Annotated in this window: 17 protein-coding genes; 7 read left to right on the top strand and 10 right to left on the bottom strand. The window is 45.2% G+C overall.

Translation table 11 applies throughout. The annotated features are described in order from the left end of the window. Positions 1–12 precede the first annotated feature (12 nt). The 5 genes from OCV52_RS01765 to rplU form a co-directional block, all read right to left on the bottom strand. Positions 13–486: a threonine/serine exporter family protein gene (locus OCV52_RS01765; RefSeq protein ID WP_170222432.1), complete on the bottom strand. Its 474-nt coding sequence runs from the start codon at positions 484–486 to the stop codon at positions 13–15. Then, entirely contained in the window at positions 486–1253 is a 768-nt protein-coding gene (locus tag OCV52_RS01760) for a threonine/serine exporter family protein (RefSeq protein WP_008220033.1), read from the bottom strand. The genes OCV52_RS01765 and OCV52_RS01760 overlap by 1 nt, the downstream gene beginning before the upstream one ends. Positions 1254–1376: 123 nt before the next feature. Next, on the bottom strand, positions 1377–2549 hold the full coding sequence (cgtA, locus tag OCV52_RS01755) for an Obg family GTPase CgtA (protein WP_137407208.1): 1173 nt from the start codon (positions 2547–2549) through the stop codon (positions 1377–1379). Between the two features lie 265 nt (positions 2550–2814). Next, on the bottom strand, positions 2815–3072 hold the full coding sequence (gene rpmA / locus OCV52_RS01750) for a 50S ribosomal protein L27 (protein WP_004735905.1): 258 nt from the start codon (positions 3070–3072) through the stop codon (positions 2815–2817). Positions 3073–3091: 19 nt separating this feature from the next. Beyond that, the gene (rplU, locus tag OCV52_RS01745; protein ID WP_004740823.1) at positions 3092–3403 is read right to left on the bottom strand and encodes a 50S ribosomal protein L21; all 312 of its coding nucleotides are present in this window, start codon (positions 3401–3403) and stop codon (positions 3092–3094) included. Between the two features lie 267 nt (positions 3404–3670). Between rplU and ispB the strand changes: the two genes are divergently transcribed. Then, positions 3671–4642, top strand: coding sequence for an octaprenyl diphosphate synthase (ispB, locus tag OCV52_RS01740; protein WP_137407209.1), 972 nt, complete (start codon positions 3671–3673; stop codon positions 4640–4642). Positions 4643–4735: 93 nt separating this feature from the next. On the opposite strand, the gene OCV52_RS01735 is transcribed toward ispB, so the two are convergent. Then, a complete protein-coding gene (locus OCV52_RS01735) occupies positions 4736–4927 on the bottom strand; it encodes a hypothetical protein (protein ID WP_004740825.1) in 192 nt (63 codons plus the stop codon). Positions 4928–5054: 127 nt separating this feature from the next. Further along, positions 5055–5990: a malate dehydrogenase gene (mdh, locus tag OCV52_RS01730; protein ID WP_004740826.1), complete on the bottom strand. Its 936-nt coding sequence runs from the start codon at positions 5988–5990 to the stop codon at positions 5055–5057. Between the two features lie 331 nt (positions 5991–6321). On the opposite strand from mdh, the gene argR reads away from it, so the two are divergent. From argR to OCV52_RS01710, 4 genes are all read left to right on the top strand, one after another. Then, positions 6322–6792: a transcriptional regulator ArgR gene (gene argR, locus OCV52_RS01725; protein WP_004740827.1), complete on the top strand. Its 471-nt coding sequence runs from the start codon at positions 6322–6324 to the stop codon at positions 6790–6792. Between the two features lie 343 nt (positions 6793–7135). Beyond that, positions 7136–8104, top strand: a complete 969-nt coding sequence (locus OCV52_RS01720; protein ID WP_008220541.1) for a TAXI family TRAP transporter solute-binding subunit — start codon at positions 7136–7138, stop codon at positions 8102–8104. A 254-nt stretch (positions 8105–8358) separates the two neighbouring features. Further along, entirely contained in the window at positions 8359–10938 is a 2580-nt protein-coding gene (locus OCV52_RS01715) for a TRAP transporter permease (RefSeq protein WP_137407210.1), read from the top strand. A gap of 104 nt (positions 10939–11042) precedes the next feature. After that, positions 11043–11480, top strand: a complete 438-nt coding sequence (locus tag OCV52_RS01710) for a universal stress protein (RefSeq protein WP_004740830.1) — start codon at positions 11043–11045, stop codon at positions 11478–11480. 83 nt (positions 11481–11563) lie between these two features. Here the strand turns inward: OCV52_RS01710 and OCV52_RS01705 are convergent, their stop codons facing one another. Beyond that, the gene (locus OCV52_RS01705) at positions 11564–12526 is read right to left on the bottom strand and encodes a D-2-hydroxyacid dehydrogenase (protein ID WP_137407211.1); all 963 of its coding nucleotides are present in this window, start codon (positions 12524–12526) and stop codon (positions 11564–11566) included. A 36-nt stretch (positions 12527–12562) separates the two neighbouring features. Beyond that, on the bottom strand, positions 12563–13297 hold the full coding sequence (locus OCV52_RS01700) for a pseudouridine synthase (RefSeq protein ID WP_137407212.1): 735 nt from the start codon (positions 13295–13297) through the stop codon (positions 12563–12565). A gap of 158 nt (positions 13298–13455) precedes the next feature. Between OCV52_RS01700 and OCV52_RS01695 the strand changes: the two genes are divergently transcribed. Then, on the top strand, positions 13456–14727 hold the full coding sequence (locus OCV52_RS01695; protein ID WP_105059031.1) for an NRAMP family divalent metal transporter: 1272 nt from the start codon (positions 13456–13458) through the stop codon (positions 14725–14727). A gap of 88 nt (positions 14728–14815) precedes the next feature. On the opposite strand, the gene rapA is transcribed toward OCV52_RS01695, so the two are convergent. Then, positions 14816–17725: an RNA polymerase-associated protein RapA gene (gene rapA / locus OCV52_RS01690; RefSeq protein ID WP_137407213.1), complete on the bottom strand. Its 2910-nt coding sequence runs from the start codon at positions 17723–17725 to the stop codon at positions 14816–14818. Between the two features lie 464 nt (positions 17726–18189). Here rapA and OCV52_RS01685 point away from each other — a divergent pair, with 464 nt between their 5' ends. After that, on the top strand, positions 18190–19569 hold the full coding sequence (locus tag OCV52_RS01685) for a PhoH family protein (protein WP_102424041.1): 1380 nt from the start codon (positions 18190–18192) through the stop codon (positions 19567–19569). The last annotated feature ends 22 nt before the right edge of the window (positions 19570–19591 follow it).

Raw genomic sequence — 19591 nt, 5'->3', positions numbered from 1 at the left:
AGAAAATGGATGCTAGACAATAGGTCTGCGTCGGTAGAATAACAGCCCAGGCACAGCTAAGCCAACCGCTAGACCTGCGATAATGAACATCGATTTCAAAAAGTTCTCCATCAACATCGCAACCAGCTCAGGGCTATATCCTGCCCTATTAATCTCAACCATGGCAATCATCGCTTTAAAAGCAAAGACGCCCGGCACCATAGGAATCAGAGCCGCGACTGTAAATACCTTGGGATGAGCCAACAGCTTATGAGACCAATGCACACCTATGAGACCAACCACTGTTGCGGCGAAGAAGGTTGCCCATTCAATTGGAATCCCAAAGTGCATCATCAAATAACGGCTACCGTGACCGATAGAGCCGCCGAGTGCACAATAAATTAAAGCGCGTTGCGGAACGTTAAACACCAATGCGAATCCGACAGCCGGAATCGCTGCAAAAAACATATCGTTAAGTAAGCCTAAAAACAGTTCGAAGATACTCATTAGCTCGCCCACCCCCAAACACCAGATAGGCTCATCGCAGCAACAATGCCTAAGCTAGTCGCCAAAGTAAGTAAGCTTGCCATGGTAAAGCGCGCCAACCCCATATTGATGTGCCCTTTGAGCATGTCTGCAACAGAATTAATCAGTGGGAATCCAGGCACGAGCATCAATACCGATGAAGCCATTACGATAGTTGGCTGACCACCAATATTGTAGAGGACAGCTTGAGCAGAGATAGTCGTGGTAACAAAAGCTGTGATTGCAAAGTTTAACAGTGGGTTAAAGTGGCGATGACCAATCTCTTGTCTGACGATCATGCCACAGGCAGAAGCAATAAAGGTCATCATGAACACCTGCCAATCACCGCCTGCAAGCCGACTAAAAGAAGCACAAGATAGGCCTATCATCACAACGACTAACCAACGGTTATAGCGCTCAGGGCTGATATTTTGGATCTTTTTATACGCTAGCCCATAATCGAGGATCCCTTTCTCCATCATGATACACACGCGTTGAATATCGGTGATCACTTGCATGTTGATCCCACGATCTGCACAGCTTCGAGTGGTCGTGATACAGTGATCATTCATTACTGTCGTCACAACAAGTGCATTGGCAGACAGCGCAACCTCGACCTCGTCGACTCCACAAGCAATACCGATACGACGCATAATGTCGCCAACTAAAGTACTTTCCGCGCCATGCGCTAATAACATTTGCCCTGACTGAGCGACAAGTCTTGAGATCGCTCTTTGTTTTGATGCCATGATTTCCTTCCCATTGGCGTTAATACTTAAGAGGTAAATTTTGCCTTAACAATAAAACTCTGTTCATGATTTAGATACAAAAAAACCGCAATATTAATTGCGGTTTTTATCTAATTGACTCAATTAGTCACGAACGTAGATAACGTGGCCGTCATCTTCTTCGTCGTCCCAATCATCCCAATCGTCATCATCTTCGGTAACGACATTTTTGCCGCTCATCGCATCTTTATGGTAGTCATCCCACATAAAGTCGACTTTTTCTTCTTCGGCAACTTCTTCCACTTCACGTGGTAGGTTCTCCATGAACTCACCAAGTTTAAAGCAAAGCTCTTTAGTGCCTAGCTTATTCACTGCAGAGATCTTGAAGTACTCGTCTTCCCAACCTAAAGCATCGATGATTTCTTGAATCTTTTCGTCTGCTTCTTCTTCTGGCATTAGGTCAACTTTGTTGAACACTAACCAACGAGGTTTTTGTGCCACTTTTTCACTGTACTGCTCAAGTTCATCAATGATCGTTAGTGCATTCTGAATAGGATCAGAACCGTCGATCGGCATGATATCAATCATGTGTAGAAGAACACGACAACGCTCAAGGTGTTTCAAGAAGCGGATACCAAGACCTGCACCATCAGCAGCACCTTCGATCAGACCTGGGATATCGGCAACAACAAAGCTCTTCTCAGGAACCACGCTCACCACACCCAAACTTGGGATCAAGGTTGTGAACGGGTAATCAGCTACTTTTGGCTTCGCTGCAGAAACAGAGCGGATAAAGGTCGACTTACCTGCATTTGGTAGGCCAAGCATACCAACGTCAGCTAATAGAAGAAGCTCTAAACGCAGTTCACGAACTTCACCTTTAGTACCCATTGTCTTTTGACGAGGAGCGCGGTTAACAGACGATTTGAAACGCGTGTTACCAAGACCGTGCCAGCCGCCTTTACCAACCATCACCTTCTTGCCGTGCTCAGCAACTTCGGCAACGATTTCATTAGTATGGATATCAACAGCGCGAGTACCTACAGGCACTTTCAACGTGATGTCTTTACCACGTTTACCAGTACAGTTACCGCCGCGACCGTTCTCACCACGCTCTGCGTTGTAAAAGCGTTGGAAACGGTAATCAATCAATGTGTTTAGGTTTTCATCGGCTTGGATGTAAACATCACCGCCATCACCGCCATCACCACCGTCAGGACCGCCTTTAGCGACGAATTTCTCGCGCCAAAAGCTCACTGTACCATTACCGCCATCACCGGCTTCTATTTTTACTACCGCTTCATCAACGAATTTCATTTTTTAACTCCGCACTTACGTTGCGTTACCACTCATCAAGGAGTGATATAAATTCTAGCAGATCCGAGTTTAGATCGATCACCTAAGATCTAGGCCGACCTGCAACCAAGGAACAAATAAGGAGAGGTTCTTTGCTTGAAACTTGTTAAAGCTTAAACAAGAGCGTCTACTTTTTTATTCTCGTTATAAATAAAAAACCCTGCCGAATCGGCAGGGCTTTTGAATTCAGCTTGAAAGCTATAATAAAATCTAATTAAAGATTAAATTACTCAGCTTCGATGCTTACGAACTTACGGTTTTTAGGACCTTTAACAGCAAATTTCACTTTACCTTCAGTAAGAGCGAAAAGAGTGTGGTCTTTACCGATGCCAACGTTTGTGCCAGCGTGGAACTTAGTACCACGTTGACGTACGATGATGTTACCTGCAAGAACAGATTCGCCACCGAAACGCTTAACACCAAGACGTTTGCTTTCTGAATCGCGGCCGTTATTAGTAGAACCGCCAGCTTTTTTATGTGCCATTGTTAAACTCTCCTAATACTTAAGCGTTAATGCCAGTGATTTTCACTTCTGTGAACCACTGACGGTGACCAGCTTGCTTACGAGAGTGCTTACGACGACGGAACTTAACGATTTTTACTTTATCGCCACGACCGTGTTGTACTACTTCCGCAGTAACCTTACCACCTTCAACAAGAGGTGCACCAACAGCGATTTCTTCGCCGTTAGCAACAAGAAGAACTTTATCAAATTCTACAGTTGCACCAGTTTCAACGTCTAATTTCTCTAAACGAAGTGTTTGACCTTCGCTTACTCGGTGTTGTTTGCCACCAGATTGGAAAACAGCGTACATATTTTACTCCGCTTTTTCCGCACAGCCTATGGTTGTTATTTGTACAACTCGGGTGTGCGCTAAACTAATCAATAGGGCGCAGATTCTACGGGAATCATGGCGCTATGACAAGCCATATTTTTAAAAAATTGGCGAAAACCTGTTCGCCAAAGAAAAGTGCGGCAATCATGCCCTTAAGCGATGTATTAATCAACGTTTTTTAGTGTATTATTCAACAATTAATACAACGTATAAACCTTACAGGGTCTAACTTCAGCCGGATGAACAATGGATTTTAAAGCTATCCAAACGCTTACTGCCAATGATATGGCAAAAGTGAATGAAACAATTCAAGCCCAACTTAATTCTGACGTAAGTTTAATCAACCAGCTTGGTTTTTATATCGTTAGCGGCGGCGGCAAACGCCTACGCCCTTTGCTTGCTCTTTTATCTGCTCGTGCTCTTGGTTACCAAGGCGAAGCACATATTACCTCTGCAGCCTTTATTGAGTTTATTCATACCGCGACTCTGCTTCATGACGATGTTGTCGACGAATCAGACATGAGACGTGGTAAGGCAACCGCCAACGCAGCCTTTGGTAATGCTGCCAGTGTTTTGGTAGGTGACTTTATTTACACACGCTCATTCCAAATGATGACGACGCTAGGATCTTTAAAGATCCTCGAGCTAATGAGTGAAGCGGTAAACGTGATTGCTGAGGGTGAAGTTCAACAATTAATGAACTGCAACAACCCAGACACCACTGAAGAAAGCTACATGCAGGTTATCTACTCGAAAACTGCTCGCCTGTTTGAAGCTGCGACTCAAATTGGCGCGATTCTGACTGAGTCGTCACCAGACATCGAAACGGCAATGCAAAACTATGGCAAATACCTAGGCACTGCATTCCAGCTGATTGATGATGTGATGGATTACACCGCAGATGGCAAAGAGATGGGTAAGAACGTTGGTGATGACCTAGCAGAAGGCAAACCGACCTTGCCTCTTTTATACGCAATGCACAATGGCTCTCCAGAGCAAGCAAGCATGATTCGTGAGGCAATTGAAAAAGCCAACGGTATGGCTAAGCTCAACGAGATTCTAGCCGCTATGGAAGAGACAGGCTCGTTAGATTACACCACCAAAAAAGCATACGAAGAAGCTGACAAAGCGATTGCTGAGCTTTCAGTACTGCCAGACTCGGAATATAAGCAAGCTCTGACGACTCTTGCGCATCTTGCCGTGAAGCGAACTAGCTAAGGCTGAATACAAAGACCCTAGAGTAAAAAGGAAGAGCTGAGCTCTTCCTTTTTGTTATCTATTGGTCGATAGCTGAGTGGATGCATGTTCAACCTAATAGTACTGCTCACAACTTCCGTGTAGTTGAGGGTTATCTTCGATCTCATCAAAGCTTACCGCTAATTGCTCTTCCGAGCCCTGCTTAGCCAACAACACAGTTTCTGCTTCTTGGTCAACTACCAATATAGTTCCTACCCCTTGCTGACACTCTACTACTAGACCTTTACGGATTCGATTTGCTTCCATCATCTTTTCCTTCACAAAGTGAATTTACACTGACTCTAATACGCAGATTGAGATGAAAAGATCAAAAAAGCCGACCTATAAAGTCGGCTTTTATTATATCTGTTTGGCTAAATGAATCGTGTCTCGCTTACTTAGCGAATTCAACACCAATCTCGATATCGCCATTTAGCGTTTCAAGCATGCTGTCTAAAGCATTACGTTCGAAATCGCTCAATTCACCGTAGCTAAGGATAGCTTCTGCGCCCTCTTTACCTAGCTTAACTGGTTGAGCAAAGAATGGTGCGTGCTCGCCTTCACCTTCAACGTATGCACACTCGATGACGTTCTCTTCACCTTGTAGAGCTTTCACTAGAGCAAGACCGAAACGACAAGCTGCTTGGCCCATAGATAGTGTTGCACTACCGCCGCCCGCTTTAGCTTCTACAACTTCAGTACCTGCATTTTGGATACGAGTCGTTAATGCTGCGATTTCTTCGTCAGTGAACTCTACGCCTTCAACTTGAGAAAGAAGAGGAAGAATAGTCACACCAGAGTGACCACCGATAACAGGAACGCGAATGTCGCCTGGATCTTTGTCTTTTAGCTCAGCAACAAAAGTTTCAGAACGAATCACATCCAGAGTAGTAACACCGAATAGACGACGCTTGTCGTAAACGCCCGCTTTCTTAAGAACTTCAGCAGCGATTGGCACAGTCGTGTTTACAGGGTTAGTAATGATACCAACACAAGCTTTTGGACATACGACCGCAATTTTCTCTGCAAGAGACTTCACAATGCCAGCGTTCACATTGAAAAGATCCGCACGATCCATACCAGGCTTACGAGCAACGCCCGCAGAGATAAGTACAACATCCGCACCTTCTAGTGCAGGTGTTGGATCTTCACCCGCGTAACCTTTGATCGAAACAGGTGTTGGGATGTGGCTAAGATCGGCAGCAACACCCGGAGTTACCGGTGCGATGTCGTAAAGTGCAAGATCTGAACCAGCAGGTAGGCGATTCTTAAGTAGTAGGGCTAGGGCTTGACCGATGCCACCAGCGGCACCAATAACAGCTACTTTCATTGTTATTCTCCTTGAGAGCTTTCTCTTATAAATTCTTGGTAGGGTAATCTTGAGCTAAATTAAAGTTAAAAAACTATATTAATCACAAAGTGATTACAATCAATTAACGCCAGCTTTGCGACTTCGCGCAAGTCAGTAAAACCGTGCTACACAGCAAGTTGGCATTATGGCGATAATCGACTGAAATAACAAAATAAGTCGTCGCAAATAACACATTATTCTATTAAATATTTACAGTGATATGACTAACAAATTACCGGGTTGTTTTGGCTAAAATTGAATATGTATGCGAGAATATGCAAACATCTTTGTTAATGAATAAGAATGACATATGCGCAATACAGAAAAACAAGACAACTTGGTCCGTGCTTTTAAAGCGCTGCTAAAAGAAGAACGTTTTGGTTCACAAGGCGAAATTGTTGATGCCCTTAAGCATGAAGGCTTTGAAAGCATCAACCAGTCTAAAGTCTCGCGTATGTTAACCAAGTTTGGCGCGGTTCGAACTCGTAACGCTAAAATGGAGATGGTTTACTGTCTTCCTGCTGAGCTGGGTGTTCCTACAGTTTCAAGTTCTTTGAGAGAACTTGTCTTAGATATTGACCACAACAATGCATTAGTTGTGATACACACAGGCCCTGGCGCTGCTCAACTGATTGCTCGCTTGCTAGACTCACTAGGTAAGTCAGAAGGCATACTGGGCGTAGTCGCAGGTGATGACACTATCTTTATCACCCCAACCCTTTCCGTTACGACTAAACAGCTATTTGACTCAGTCTGTGAACTGTTTGAATACGCTGGATAATTGCTCATAGTTTCATAATTATCAGCCATATAAATGGATCGCGAACATCTATTGACTTCGTGATCCAAATCACATCCTAGAATATCTCCCCTCCTCTCTACCCAGCAACACTAAACCGTTGATTTTAAAAAAGTCAGTAGCAAATTAAACACAAGATCTAGGCATCATTTGTTAGATTTTTTAGCTATATCTTTTAACATTCGAGTAATTTTCTGCCAATTTTTGATATTATTCAGACACTTTTTCATCACATGGATTGAAAAAGGTGCCGTTTCCAAATAGGAAACTCCAGAAACAACTACACTTGTTTTTGGGTTAATAATGAATAAAGGAAGGGAAATTCATGGCATTTACCAAACTTATCAAAGTTGGTGCTATTGCAGCTGCTGTAATGGGCGCTGGCGCTGTTAACGCTCAAGAGTTCATCACAATTGGTACTGGTTCAGTAACAGGTGTTTACTACCCAACTGGTGGTGCGATTTGTAAGCTAGTGAACAAGGGCCGCAAAGACCACAACATTCGTTGCTCTGTAGAGTCTACTGGTGGTTCAATCTACAACGTTAACACCATCCGTGCTGGTGAACTAGATTTCGGTGTTGTTCAGTCTGACTGGCAGTACCATGGCTACAACGGTACAAGTAAGTTCAAAGATCAGGGCGAGTACAAAAAACTACGCGCTATGTTCTCTCTACACACAGAACCGTTCAACATCATCGCTCGTACCGATGCTGGTATTAACAATGTTGCAGACCTAGCTGGTAAGCGTGTAAACATTGGTAACCCGGGCTCTGGTGACCGTGCAACTATGGGTGTTGTAATGGACGCGATGGGTTGGACTAACGACAGCTTCAAGCTTGCTTCTGAACTTAAAGGTTCTGAGCGTTCACAAGCGCTTTGTGACAACAAGATTGACGCATTCATCTACATGGTTGGTCACCCGAACGGATCAATCAAAGAAGCAACAACGTCTTGTGACGCAAAATTGGTTTCAGCAACAGGTCCACAGATCGACAAAATCGTAGCTGAAAACCCATACTACGCATACAGCACAGTTCCTGCAGGCATGTACCGTGGTACAGATGCTGATGTAAACAGCTTCGGTGTTGCAGCAACTATGGTAACCACTTCTGACGTTTCTGATGAAGTAGCATACAACGTTGCTAAGGCGGTATTTGAAAACTTTGACACTTTCAAACGCCTACACCCAGCATTTGCTAACCTGAAGAAAGAAGACATGGTAAAAGCGGGTATCTCTATCCCTCTTCACCCAGGTGCAGAAAAATACTACAAAGAAGTAGGCCTTCTAAAGTAATTCTACTTTAAGCCTACTACACCAATAAGGAGGCCAGCCCTCCTTATTGGCTTTTCACGTTTTATAAAAATAACTTAAGTGAAAAGAGCAAACCTTTAAGTTTCTCCAATTTGGCGAACTTACCTTCGTATCAAGCCTAAGACAAAGACGAACAAAAAACGCATTTCCCTATCCATTCACTACACTAGATAGGAAAGAAATAACGTCTCGTTGTTCGTAACAAAGGCAGACCATCAATAATAAGGATAAAGTACATGACGCAGACAACATCACCGTCTCCAGATGTGCAAGAAATGGTGGCACAATCAGACACTGGTGCGCGTAGCCCTCGCGGTATTCAAGGCCGTATTTTATGGTTTGTGCCTCTATGTTGGTCACTGTTCCAACTTTGGTATGCATCTCCGCTGCCGTTCATTTTTAACTTCGGAATTCTAAACGACACCGAAGCTCGAGCAATTCACCTTACCTTTGCTATTTTCCTAGCTTTTACCGCTTATCCAGCTCTGAAAAACTCGCCACGGGACTACATCCCAGCAGTCGACTGGATATTAGCGCTTGCAGGTAGTTTTTCAGCTTCTTATATCTATATTTTCTACACAGAACTTGCTGGCCGCTCAGGTGCGCCAACAACATTCGATATTGTTGCCGCTGTGTTTGGTATGGTTCTACTGCTTGAAGCAACACGACGCGCTTTAGGTCCACCTCTTATGGTTGTGGCAGCAGTATTCCTACTTTACACCTTTGGTGGCCCACACATGCCAGACGTTATCGCCCACAAAGGTGCGAGCCTGAACAAGGCAATGTCTCACTTGTGGCTAACAACTGAGGGTGTATTCGGAGTAGCACTGGGCGTTTCAACGTCATTCGTATTCTTGTTTGTACTGTTTGGTGCAATGCTCGAGCGCGCGGGCGCAGGTGCTTACTTCATCAAGGTCGCATTCTCATTGCTTGGTCACATGAAAGGCGGTCCTGCAAAAGCAGCCGTTGTGGCTTCTGGCTTATCTGGCCTGGTTTCTGGCTCTTCGATTGCTAACGTAGTAACCACTGGTACCTTCACCATTCCACTGATGAAGCGTGTTGGTTTCCCTGGAACAAAAGCAGGCGCGGTAGAAGTTGCGGCTTCAACCAATGGTCAGCTTACACCACCTATCATGGGTGCTGCCGCATTCCTGATGGTGGAATATGTGGGTATTTCGTATGTGGAAGTTATCAAGGCGGCGCTACTGCCAGCTCTGATCTCTTACGTCGCTCTGATTTACATTGTTCACCTAGAAGCATGTAAAGCAGGCATGACTGGCCTACCTCGTCGTCACACACCAACTATTGTACAAAGCCTACTCTCTTTCACTGGGACCATTTTAGGTCTATGTGTTATCAGTGCCGCGGTTTACTACGGTGTCGGTTGGACGAAAGATGTATTTGGCGAAGCAGCAACACCAATCGTTACTGTGGCGCTATTAATCGCTTATGTTGCTCTGGTTCGCGTATCTGCAAAATACGCAGCTGAAGGTGGCATGGAAATCGATGCGGATCTAAAAGAAGTTCCAGATCCAGGCCCAACAATTAAATCAGGTTTACACTTCCTACTGCCTATCGTCGTGCTAGTTTGGTGTCTGACGGTTGAACGTTTCTCACCTGGCCTATCTGCATTCTGGGCAACAGTGTTCATGATCTTCATCTTGATCACCCAGCGTCCTTTGATGACTCTGATGAACAAATCAGACGATCTTGCAGAACAAACCAAAGCTGGTTTCGTTGATCTGGCTGAAAGCCTGGTGTCAGGTGCACGTAACATGATCGGCATCGGTGTAGCGACAGCAGCTGCTGGTACTGTTGTAGGCGTGGTAACGCTGACGGGCATCGGTCTTGTAATGACTGACTTCGTTGAGTTTATCTCAGGCGGTAGCATCATCCTTATGCTGCTATTTACTGCGGTAATCAGCTTGATCCTGGGTATGGGCTTACCAACCACAGCAAACTACATCGTTGTATCGACACTGATGGCACCAGTAATTGTGACTCTAGGTGCTGCACACGGCCTTATCATTCCACTGATTGCGGTGCACTTATTCGTGTTCTACTTCGGTATTCTTGCGGATGATACACCTCCTGTAGGTCTTGCGGCCTTTGCTGCAGCGGCAATTGCGAAATCAGACCCGATTCGCACTGGTATCCAAGGCTTCACCTACGATATCCGTACCGCAATCTTGCCGTTCATGTTCATCTTCAACACTCAGCTACTGCTGATGGGCATTGATTCTTGGTGGCACTTAGCACTGACTATCTTTTCATCTGTAACTGCGGTACTTATCTTCGCAGCTGCAACACAAGGTTGGTGGTTCACTAAGAACAAGTGGTGGGAAACGGTGCTGCTTATTGCATTAACCTTCACTTTCTTCCGCCCTGGCTTCTGGTGGGACATGATTTACCCAGAGAAAGTTCTTTCACCTGGAGTTGAGATTGCTCAAATCACGGAAAAGCTGGATGTGGGACAATCACTTGAACTTAGAGTGGGTGGCGAAAACTTAGAAGGTGACTATTCTGAAAAGACAGTTCGCCTACCGTTTGAAGATTCTGCGACCTCAAGTGAAGATCGTATTGCCTCTATGGGTCTAATGCTGACTGAATCAGAAGGCAAGATGATTGTTGATATGGTCGAGTTCGGTAGCCCAGCAGAAGCGGCTGGTATTGATTTCGATTGGGAAATCAAATCCGTTATCCAAGATGCAGATCGACCAATGAAAGAGTGGGTATTCTTACCAGCTCTGATCATTTTGATTGGTTTAGCGATGAACCAAAGAAGACGTGCTCGTAAGGATGAGATTAGCGCGTAATGGATAAGGCTGAGTAGTGCTTAACGCTATTTAGCTTTATTACATGGAAAGGATAATTACAGTGCTAAGTGAGAGCTTGGCACTGATTAAAAAGAGACGAATACATGTATAAACAAATCCTTGTTCCTGTTGATCTTAATGACAAAGGCTTTTCTGATAAGGCAGTCGAACTGGCGGTATGGCACGCAAAACACAGCAATGCTGAAATCCATATTCTGAACGTACTACCAGGCATTCACATGTCGATGGTGGCGTCTTACTTCCCGAAAGATGCAGCGAACCAAATGAAGCTGGATGTTAAAAATCAGCTGAAAGAGTTCGCCGACAAACACATCGACGATGAAGTGGTTTACAAAGTTCATGTTGCTGAAGGTAAAACCTACGCGACGATTCTTGATTACGCAGAAAAGCTTGGCGCCGACCTTATCGTGATGCCTAGCCATAAGCGTTCAAAAATCGACAAAGTGGTACTTGGCTCAGTTGCAAGCAAAGTAGTACAGAACTCACCAATCAATGTATTGGTGGTTAAACCGCAAGGTTAAGTCATTTAATCGACACACCATCTAAAAAGGTTGGCCTACAGGCCAACCTTTTGTGTTTTAATTCATGCTACATAGCTTTAGAGTCAATTCACTATGTTTTGCAGGCTACCCGCAATAAAGCCATCAATATTATCCATTAAGATATCAGACAGTTTTTGAATCGAGCTGTCGCTGCCCCACGCCACATGAGGTGTCAGCAGTAAGTTCGGTAAGTGGCTATTAGCCAATAGTGGATTTGAGTTGTCGGCTGGCTCTTGTGTAAACACATCCATACCTGCGCCTGCAATCTCATGTTTTTTCAAAGCCTCAACTAGGGCTTGCTCATCTACTAATCCACCGCGCCCGGCATTAATTAATACCGCGCTCGATTTCATCATTGTAAGCTCTCGCTCTGAAATCAGATTTGGGGTCGCATCAGTCAATGGACAGTGTAGACTGATCGCATCCGCTTGCTGCAATACCGTATCAAAAGGCAGATACCCTTCTCGACAAGACTCTGCTCCTTTTCGCTCGGCAAACATCACCTTCATACCAATCGCTTTGGCTAACATTGCGGTGGCTTGACCTAAGCTGCCACTGCCCATTAAACCCAATGTACTGCCAGCCACATCTTGAATCGGATGAGTAAAGAAGCAGAACTGCTTGTCCTTTTGCCACTCACCCGCCTCAATGTCTTTGTGATAACCAACAAGGTTTCGTTTAAGAGCGAATAGCATTGCGATGACATGCTCAGGAACCGATTGCGTCGCGTAGCCTTGTACGTTTGCCACTGCAATGTTTTTAGATTTGCAGTATTCCACATCGACATTGTTGACTCCGGTCGCCGAAACCGCGATCAACTTGAGCTTTTTCGCACTAGCTAGATTCGACTCATTGAGCACCACCTTGTTAGTGATCACCACATCAGCTTCTTCAACTCGCTCCGATACTTGCTCAGGAGCCGTGAAATCATACTCCACCCATTCATGCTCAAAGCTCAGAGGTTTTAAATGAATTTGAGACGGGATGGTCGCTCTATCGAGAAACACGACTTTCAACGTTGGCATTCTTCTTCCTTGGTTAAACCTATTAGTCAGTCCATTCTATGCTTTTAGCTTACTGTAGTCTGGAAGCTCAGACGCAATTTCAAAGTGCTGTTCGATTTGTGGGGATGCTTGAGGATAAAAGTCACAGGGAACAAAGGCTTTGAACAGCTGATTATTCGCTGGATGATAAAAGCTCAACTCACACGCATGCAAAGCTAGCCTATCACTGTATTCAAACGCTTCTGGAGTTGCGTAAAACTCATCGCCCACAATCGGTGCACCTATTTCCATGCAGTGCACTCTCAATTGGTGAGAACGCCCGGTAATTGGCAGTAACTTAAGTAAAGTCGTTTGGGGTTCTTGCTGCTCTACCACATAACGAGTTTGTGATGGTTTGCCGTCTTCAAAACAGACTTTCTGCTTAGGGCGATTTGGCCAATCACAGATGAGTGGCAGATCGATCAATCCTGATTTTTGTTCAACCGCTCCCCATACGCGTGCGTAATACAGTTTGTGTGTCAGGCGATATTGGAACTGCTTCTTCAAGTGACGTTCTGCCTGCTTGTGCTTAGCCAGCAACATCAAGCCTGAGGTCGACATATCCAAACGGTGCACCACTTGAATATCAACGAACTCCTCTACCAAACGACTCCACATGCTGTCGTAATGCTCTGGCAACCTGCCCGGTACTGAAAGTAACCCCGCAGGCTTGTTCACCACCAGAATGTCATCATCTTGATAAACAATATCAATCCAAGGTTCGCGTGGTGGTGTGTACTGCTCTAGCGCCATTGAAGCCTCTTATTTACTAGTGAACAAATAATTCACAGTTAATTCGTTTATTAATAAATACAATTTTTAATGTTTTCGTACATAAAAGTTGACGAGTTTACAAAACATGGTATTGATAGGGTAACGGAAAATAACAAGCCAACATCAAAGGAACAATGATGGACAGTACGGTTAAAACAACCACAACAAAAACCTCAGCTCCCCTATCCAGTTTAATTAAATCTCTTGGCCCGGGTATTATGATGGCTGCAGCGGCAGTCGGCGGTTCACACTTAGTTGCCTCAACCAAAGCCGGAGCCATCTATGGTTGGCAGCTCGCTGCATTGATCATCTTAGTAAACCTATTCAAGTACCCATTCTTTCGTGCCGGCATCCAATACACGCTTGGTACAGGACAAAGCTTGGTTGAGGGTTACTCAAACCTAGGCCGCCCTTACCTAGTGATCTTTTCGATACTAAGTGCTATTTCAGCCGTCGTAAACACAGCCGCACTACTGCTGTTTAGTGCGAGTTTGCTTAGCTACTTCATTCCTTTTGAGCTAGCCACCAGCACGCTTTGTATGATCGTACTTGCGACCTGCTTGATCATCTTATTTGCAGGACACTATCGTGCTCTGGACACCCTTTCAAAAGCGATCATGGCGATCCTTACGATCACCACTCTAGCCGCTGTCGCCATTGCTATCGGCTCACCTGTCGAACCGGATGCTGCTTTTGTTCCACCATCACCTTGGTCATTGGCAGCAATTGGCTTTATCGTGGTGACCATGGGGTGGATGCCTGCCCCTATCGAGATTTCAAGCATCACCTCTATGTGGCTAAAAAGCCAAAAAGAGAAACAAGAAGTCACTGCTCAATCTGCTTTATTCGACTTTAACGTCGGCTACATTGGTACGGCACTGCTTGCTTTAGTATTTGTCGCTTTAGGCGCGCTGGTACTTCACGGTTCAGGCGTGGAACTGTCTCGCTCTGGTGTAGGCTTTACTCACCAGTTAGTTGGTATTTACGCATCGACGATTGGTGAATGGTCACGACCACTCATCGCCATTATCGCTTTCTTCTGTATCTTTGGTAGCACGATTACGGTTATCGACGGCTACTCTCGTGTACTCGCGGAATCACAACGTCTGTTATTCAACAAAGAGTCGAGCCCGCGCATGCTACAAGGCTGGATTATCATTGTCTCTATCGCCGCACTCGCGATTGTGATGTTCTTCAGCGCTGCGTTGATGCCAATGCTGGATTTCGCAATGGTACTTGCTTTCGCAACGACGCCATTCTTCGCGCTGCTTAATTTCATCTTGGTGAACAAAGCTAAGCTTCCAGAAGCGTTAGCCATTGGCAGCAAACTAAAATGGCTGTCTGTCGCAGGCCTAGTTTACTTGTTCGGTTTCTTAGCCGTATTTGTTTGGTGGAAATGGTTGATGTAACCCTCCAATCACCACCATCTACAAACTCGAGATAAAAATAAGGCCTTCATGGTGAAGGCCTTATTTGTTGTTCACGGACTAGCTAATATTAATTGTGAGAAACTACAATCAAGCGTAGCGAGTCTAGTTGAACCTGAGCTTTGCTGATGTAGCCGGTCAGTTCGTTAATCTGAGCTTCGATAACTTCTAACTCTTCATCACGAATGTTCGGGTTCACCGCTTTCAGAGCTTGTAGACGCTCTAGTTCACCGTTGAGGTTTGTCTGCATATCTCTTTGCGCTTGCTGACGCACTTCTTCAACTTTAGGAAGAACTTGTGCCTCACCCGCTTCGATTAGCTTGTGAATTTCGCCTTGTACCGAGTTAACTAACTTACTTGCTAGATGACGGTTCACCGGGCTCAACTGGCGGTTAAAACTATCAAATTCAACCTGAGAAGATAGGTCGTTACCACGGCCATCCATCATCAAGCGAATCGGAGTCTTAGGTAAGAACTGGCTGATACCACTGCGTCTTGGTGCTTGTGCATCCACCAGGTAAACCAGTTCAAGCAAGATAGTACCAACCGGCAGCGCTTTGTTCTTAAGTAGTGATACCGCAGAAGTACCCACCCCTTCGCTAAGTAGTAAATCAATACCACCCTGAATCATTGGGTGTTCCCAACTAATGAAGTTCATGTCTTCACGAGAAAGCGCTGTATCACGGTCGAACGTGATAGTTGCACCTTCATAAGGTAAGCCTGGGTAGCTTGGTACCATCATGTGCTCAGATGGCGTTACTACTAGCGCATTTTCACCTTTGTCGTCTTGGTTCAAACCAATTGTATCGAACAAGCTCAATGCAAAAGTAACTAGGTTAGTATCGCCATCAGTTGATGCGATCTTCTCTGCAATCTCGTGCGCTTTATCACCGCCGTTTGAGTGCATCTCTAGTAGGCGATCTCGGCCTTTTTCTAGATCCGCTTTTAGGCTTTGATTTAGCTTTGCTGACTCTTCGATCACTTCATCAAGCTGCTCTGTGTTACCAGAAGCTAGCATCTCGATCAGCACGTCTGAATACTTGTCATAAACTGTGCGACCTGTTGGACAAGTTTCCGCAAATGCATTCAGACCTTCGTCAAACCAACGCGCTAGGATCGCTTGTGATGTGCCTTTCAAGTAAGGAACATGAATATCGATATCACGCTGTTGACCAATACGATCCAAACGACCAATACGTTGCTCAAGCAAGTCTGGGTTGAACGGAAGATCAAACATCACTAACTGGTTAGCGAACTGGAAGTTACGGCCTTCAGAGCCGATTTCACTACAGATAAGAACCTGAGCACCGCCCTCTTCTTGAGCAAAATAAGCCGCTGCTTTATCACGCTCTAGAATCGACATGCCTTCGTGGAATACGGTTGCACGTACACCTTCACGCTCACGTAGTGCTTGCTCTAATTGAAGAGCAGTACTTGCACGTGATGCGATCACTAAGATTTTTTCGCTTCGCTTGTCTTGGATCTTTTCAATCAGCCAGTTAACACGTGAATCGAACTGCCACCAGCTTGAGTCTTCACCTTCAAACTCTTGGAAGATCTCTTCTGGATAAAGCATCTTCATCGCACGAGCTTCTGGTGCCATCTTGCCACCGATCATGCCTGATACACGCATCGACGTGGTGTACTGCGTTGGAATATCCATCGGCAGTAGATTGACGTTACGCTTAGGGAAGCCTTTGATAGCGGCACGTGTATTTCTAAATAGAACACGACCAGTACCATGGCGATCCATAAGGTTATCAATCAGTTCTTGACGAGCTAATGCTTGCTCTTCTTCGCTGCTATCACCTTCGATAACGCGGAATAGAGGCTCAACATCTTGCTCAGAAAGCAGCTCTGTAATCTGATTCTTCGCGCTGTCTTCAAGTTTCACGCCTGAGAATAGTGCGGTAACAGCATCAGCAACCGGTGCGTATTGATCTTCTTCTTCAACGAAGGCTTCGTAATCGTAGAAGCGGTCAGGATCCAATAGACGCAGACGTGCAAAGTGACTCTCACGGCCCAATTGCTCAGGAGTCGCTGTCAGCAAAAGCACACCAGGAGTATTTTCTGCTAAGCCTTCTACCACTTGGTATTCGCGGCTTGGCTTGTCTTGGCTCCACTCAAGGTGGTGCGCTTCATCGACAACCAATAGATCCCACTCACCTTCAAGTGCTTGCTCATAGCGCTTGCGACTCTTACGTAAGAAATCTAACGAACACAGAACGTATTGCTGGGTATCAAATGGGTTATCTGATTCTGCAAAGGCTTCAATACAACGCTCTTCATCAAAGATAGAAAAGTGCAGATTGAAACGACGCATCATCTCAACTAGCCATTGGTGTTGTAGTGTTTCAGGCACCACAATCAAGATACGTTCCGCACGACCAGACAACACCTGTTGATGGATGATCATACCCGCTTCGATGGTTTTACCTAGGCCAACTTCATCGGCTAGCAAAACACGTGGCGCATGACGGTGGCCAACTTCATGAGCGATATACAACTGGTGAGGAATTAGGCCAGCACGCATACCACACAAGCCACGCATTGGGCTCTTGTGCTGTTGGTATTGATTGCTTAGTGCACGGTAACGCAACACGAAGTTATCCATACGGTCGATTTGACCTGCGTACAGTTTATCTTGTGGCTTATTAAAACGAATCTGGTTGCTTAAAAAGATTTCACGCAGAGTCACTTCTGATTCTTGGGTATCTTCGCGTGTACCTAGGTAGGTTAGTAACCCTTTATCTTCGATAACTTCTTCGACAGACAAAGACCAACCTTCTTGGCATTCGATGACATCGCCCACATTAAACGTTACTCGGGTTACGGGAGCATCCGTACGTGCATACACACGGTTTTCTTCTGATGCTGCAAACATTAGTGTCACTGTGCGAGCATCCATTGCTACAACGGTACCTAAACCTAAATCGCTCTCCGTATCGCTTATCCAGCGTTGCCCCAAAGCAAATGTCATGAATCGACTACCTCAATCTTATAGTTGGAATTTGGTCTTTTTAACTGATATTTGAAACAAGAATCTTACTGCTCTTGAACTAAAAATATAGCCAAAAATGCCTAGTTTGCAGCCACTTTTTAAGTGCGCTCTAGATAATAAATATCTCGAGAAAATGGTGCAGAAAAAGGTCGCTAATCTTACTCGATGCTGTGATTTAGGTCACGTCTAAAGGAGATGATTTCATGCTTTTTTTCTGTTTTCGCCAATGCAATCAAACTGTCAAAAAAACATGGTTAACCTATTGGTAGTAGATTGCTGCCGTTAGTGAACACGCCATGTTCACCGATCACAATATGGCAATATTTCTCTCGTTGAACTTTAGGTGAGCAGTTGACTATCACCAGAATGAGAGACTAACCTTTAAGTGAGCTTAATCTACGTTCAATCGATGCAAAGCAAGCCGCACGCGGCAAGGAGATGCTATGGGCGAGACCAACCGGAAGCTATTTGTTTTAGACACCAATATCCTACTTCACGAACCCTTCGCTATATTTTCTTTCCAAGAGCACGATGTCGTTATCCCCATGACAGTGCTAGAAGAACTAGACAGAATCAAAGACAGTAAGAGGGACGTTGCACGAGATGCGAGAATTGCGATTCGAACTCTCGAAGATTTATTCAGGGAAGCCACACCAGACCAAATATCGGAAGGCATCCCTTTTACTAAAGACATTAAGGCCTCAGGCAGTATCTCAATACTCGCCGATTACGAACTTCAAGAAAGCATCAAAGCCTTTGCCGACGACAAGGCAGGCGATAACCGAATCCTCAACGCTGTACTCTACCTTCAAAATAAACGTGCGCCACGTGAAGTGGTTCTCATCACCAAAGACATCAACATGCGTTTACGTGCAAAAGGCGCGGGCGTACGCTTCGTTGAAGATTATCAAACCGACCAACTCATCGATGATATCCAATACCTCACCAAAGGTTTCCAACAACTTGAGGGCGCATTTTGGGATGGTATCGACAATGTGGAAAGTAAGACCTTAGCTGGCAAAACCTTCCATACGTTAGCAAGAGAGCCTTTCGAACCTACCTTCCTCAACCAATATGTGATTGATGAAGAGAGCGACTTTGCAGCAAGAGTTGAAGAGATTGATACCGAAACCGTCACACTCAGAGACTTAAGCCGTGAACGCCTAATGAATCGCAGAGCCTGGGACATCACACCTAAGAATATTTATCAGGGAATGGCAATTGATGCGCTACTCGACCCAGATATTGACCTGGTGATCCTAACTGGCGCGGCAGGTAGTGGTAAAACACTGCTCGCGATGGCCGCAGCACTTGAGCAAACCATTGAGCGTAAACAGTTCGATAAGATCATCGTCACCCGAAACACGCCTGACATTGGTGAGTCTATTGGCTTCCTTCCTGGTACTGAGGAAGAGAAGATGCTGCCTTGGTTGGCCGCCGTCACCGATACATTGGAAGCGCTGCACAAAAACGACCACTGCACCGAAGGGTCAATGAAGTACATCTGTGATAAAGCCAATATCCAGTTCAAGTCGATCAACTTCATGCGCGGCCGTTCCATCCAGAATGCGTTTGTGCTTCTCGATGAGTGTCAAAACCTGACTGCTTCACAAATCAAAACCATCATCACCCGTTGTGGTGAAGGCACCAAGATTGTCTGCTCAGGGAACCTAGCGCAAATCGATTCGTCTTACCTAACCCCTGTAACTTCAGGTTTAACCTACATGGTTGAGCGTTTTAAAAACTTCGAAGGCAGCGCCAATATCCACCTCAATGGCGTGGTACGTAGCCGACTGGCAGAGTTTGCGGAAGAGAACATGTAATCACTTTTTGCTATTACTCCCC

Source organism: Vibrio chagasii (assembly GCF_024347355.1).
Taxonomy (GTDB): Bacteria; Pseudomonadota; Gammaproteobacteria; order Enterobacterales; family Vibrionaceae; genus Vibrio; species Vibrio chagasii.
This window is presented reverse-complemented; position numbering and strand designations above follow the sequence as displayed.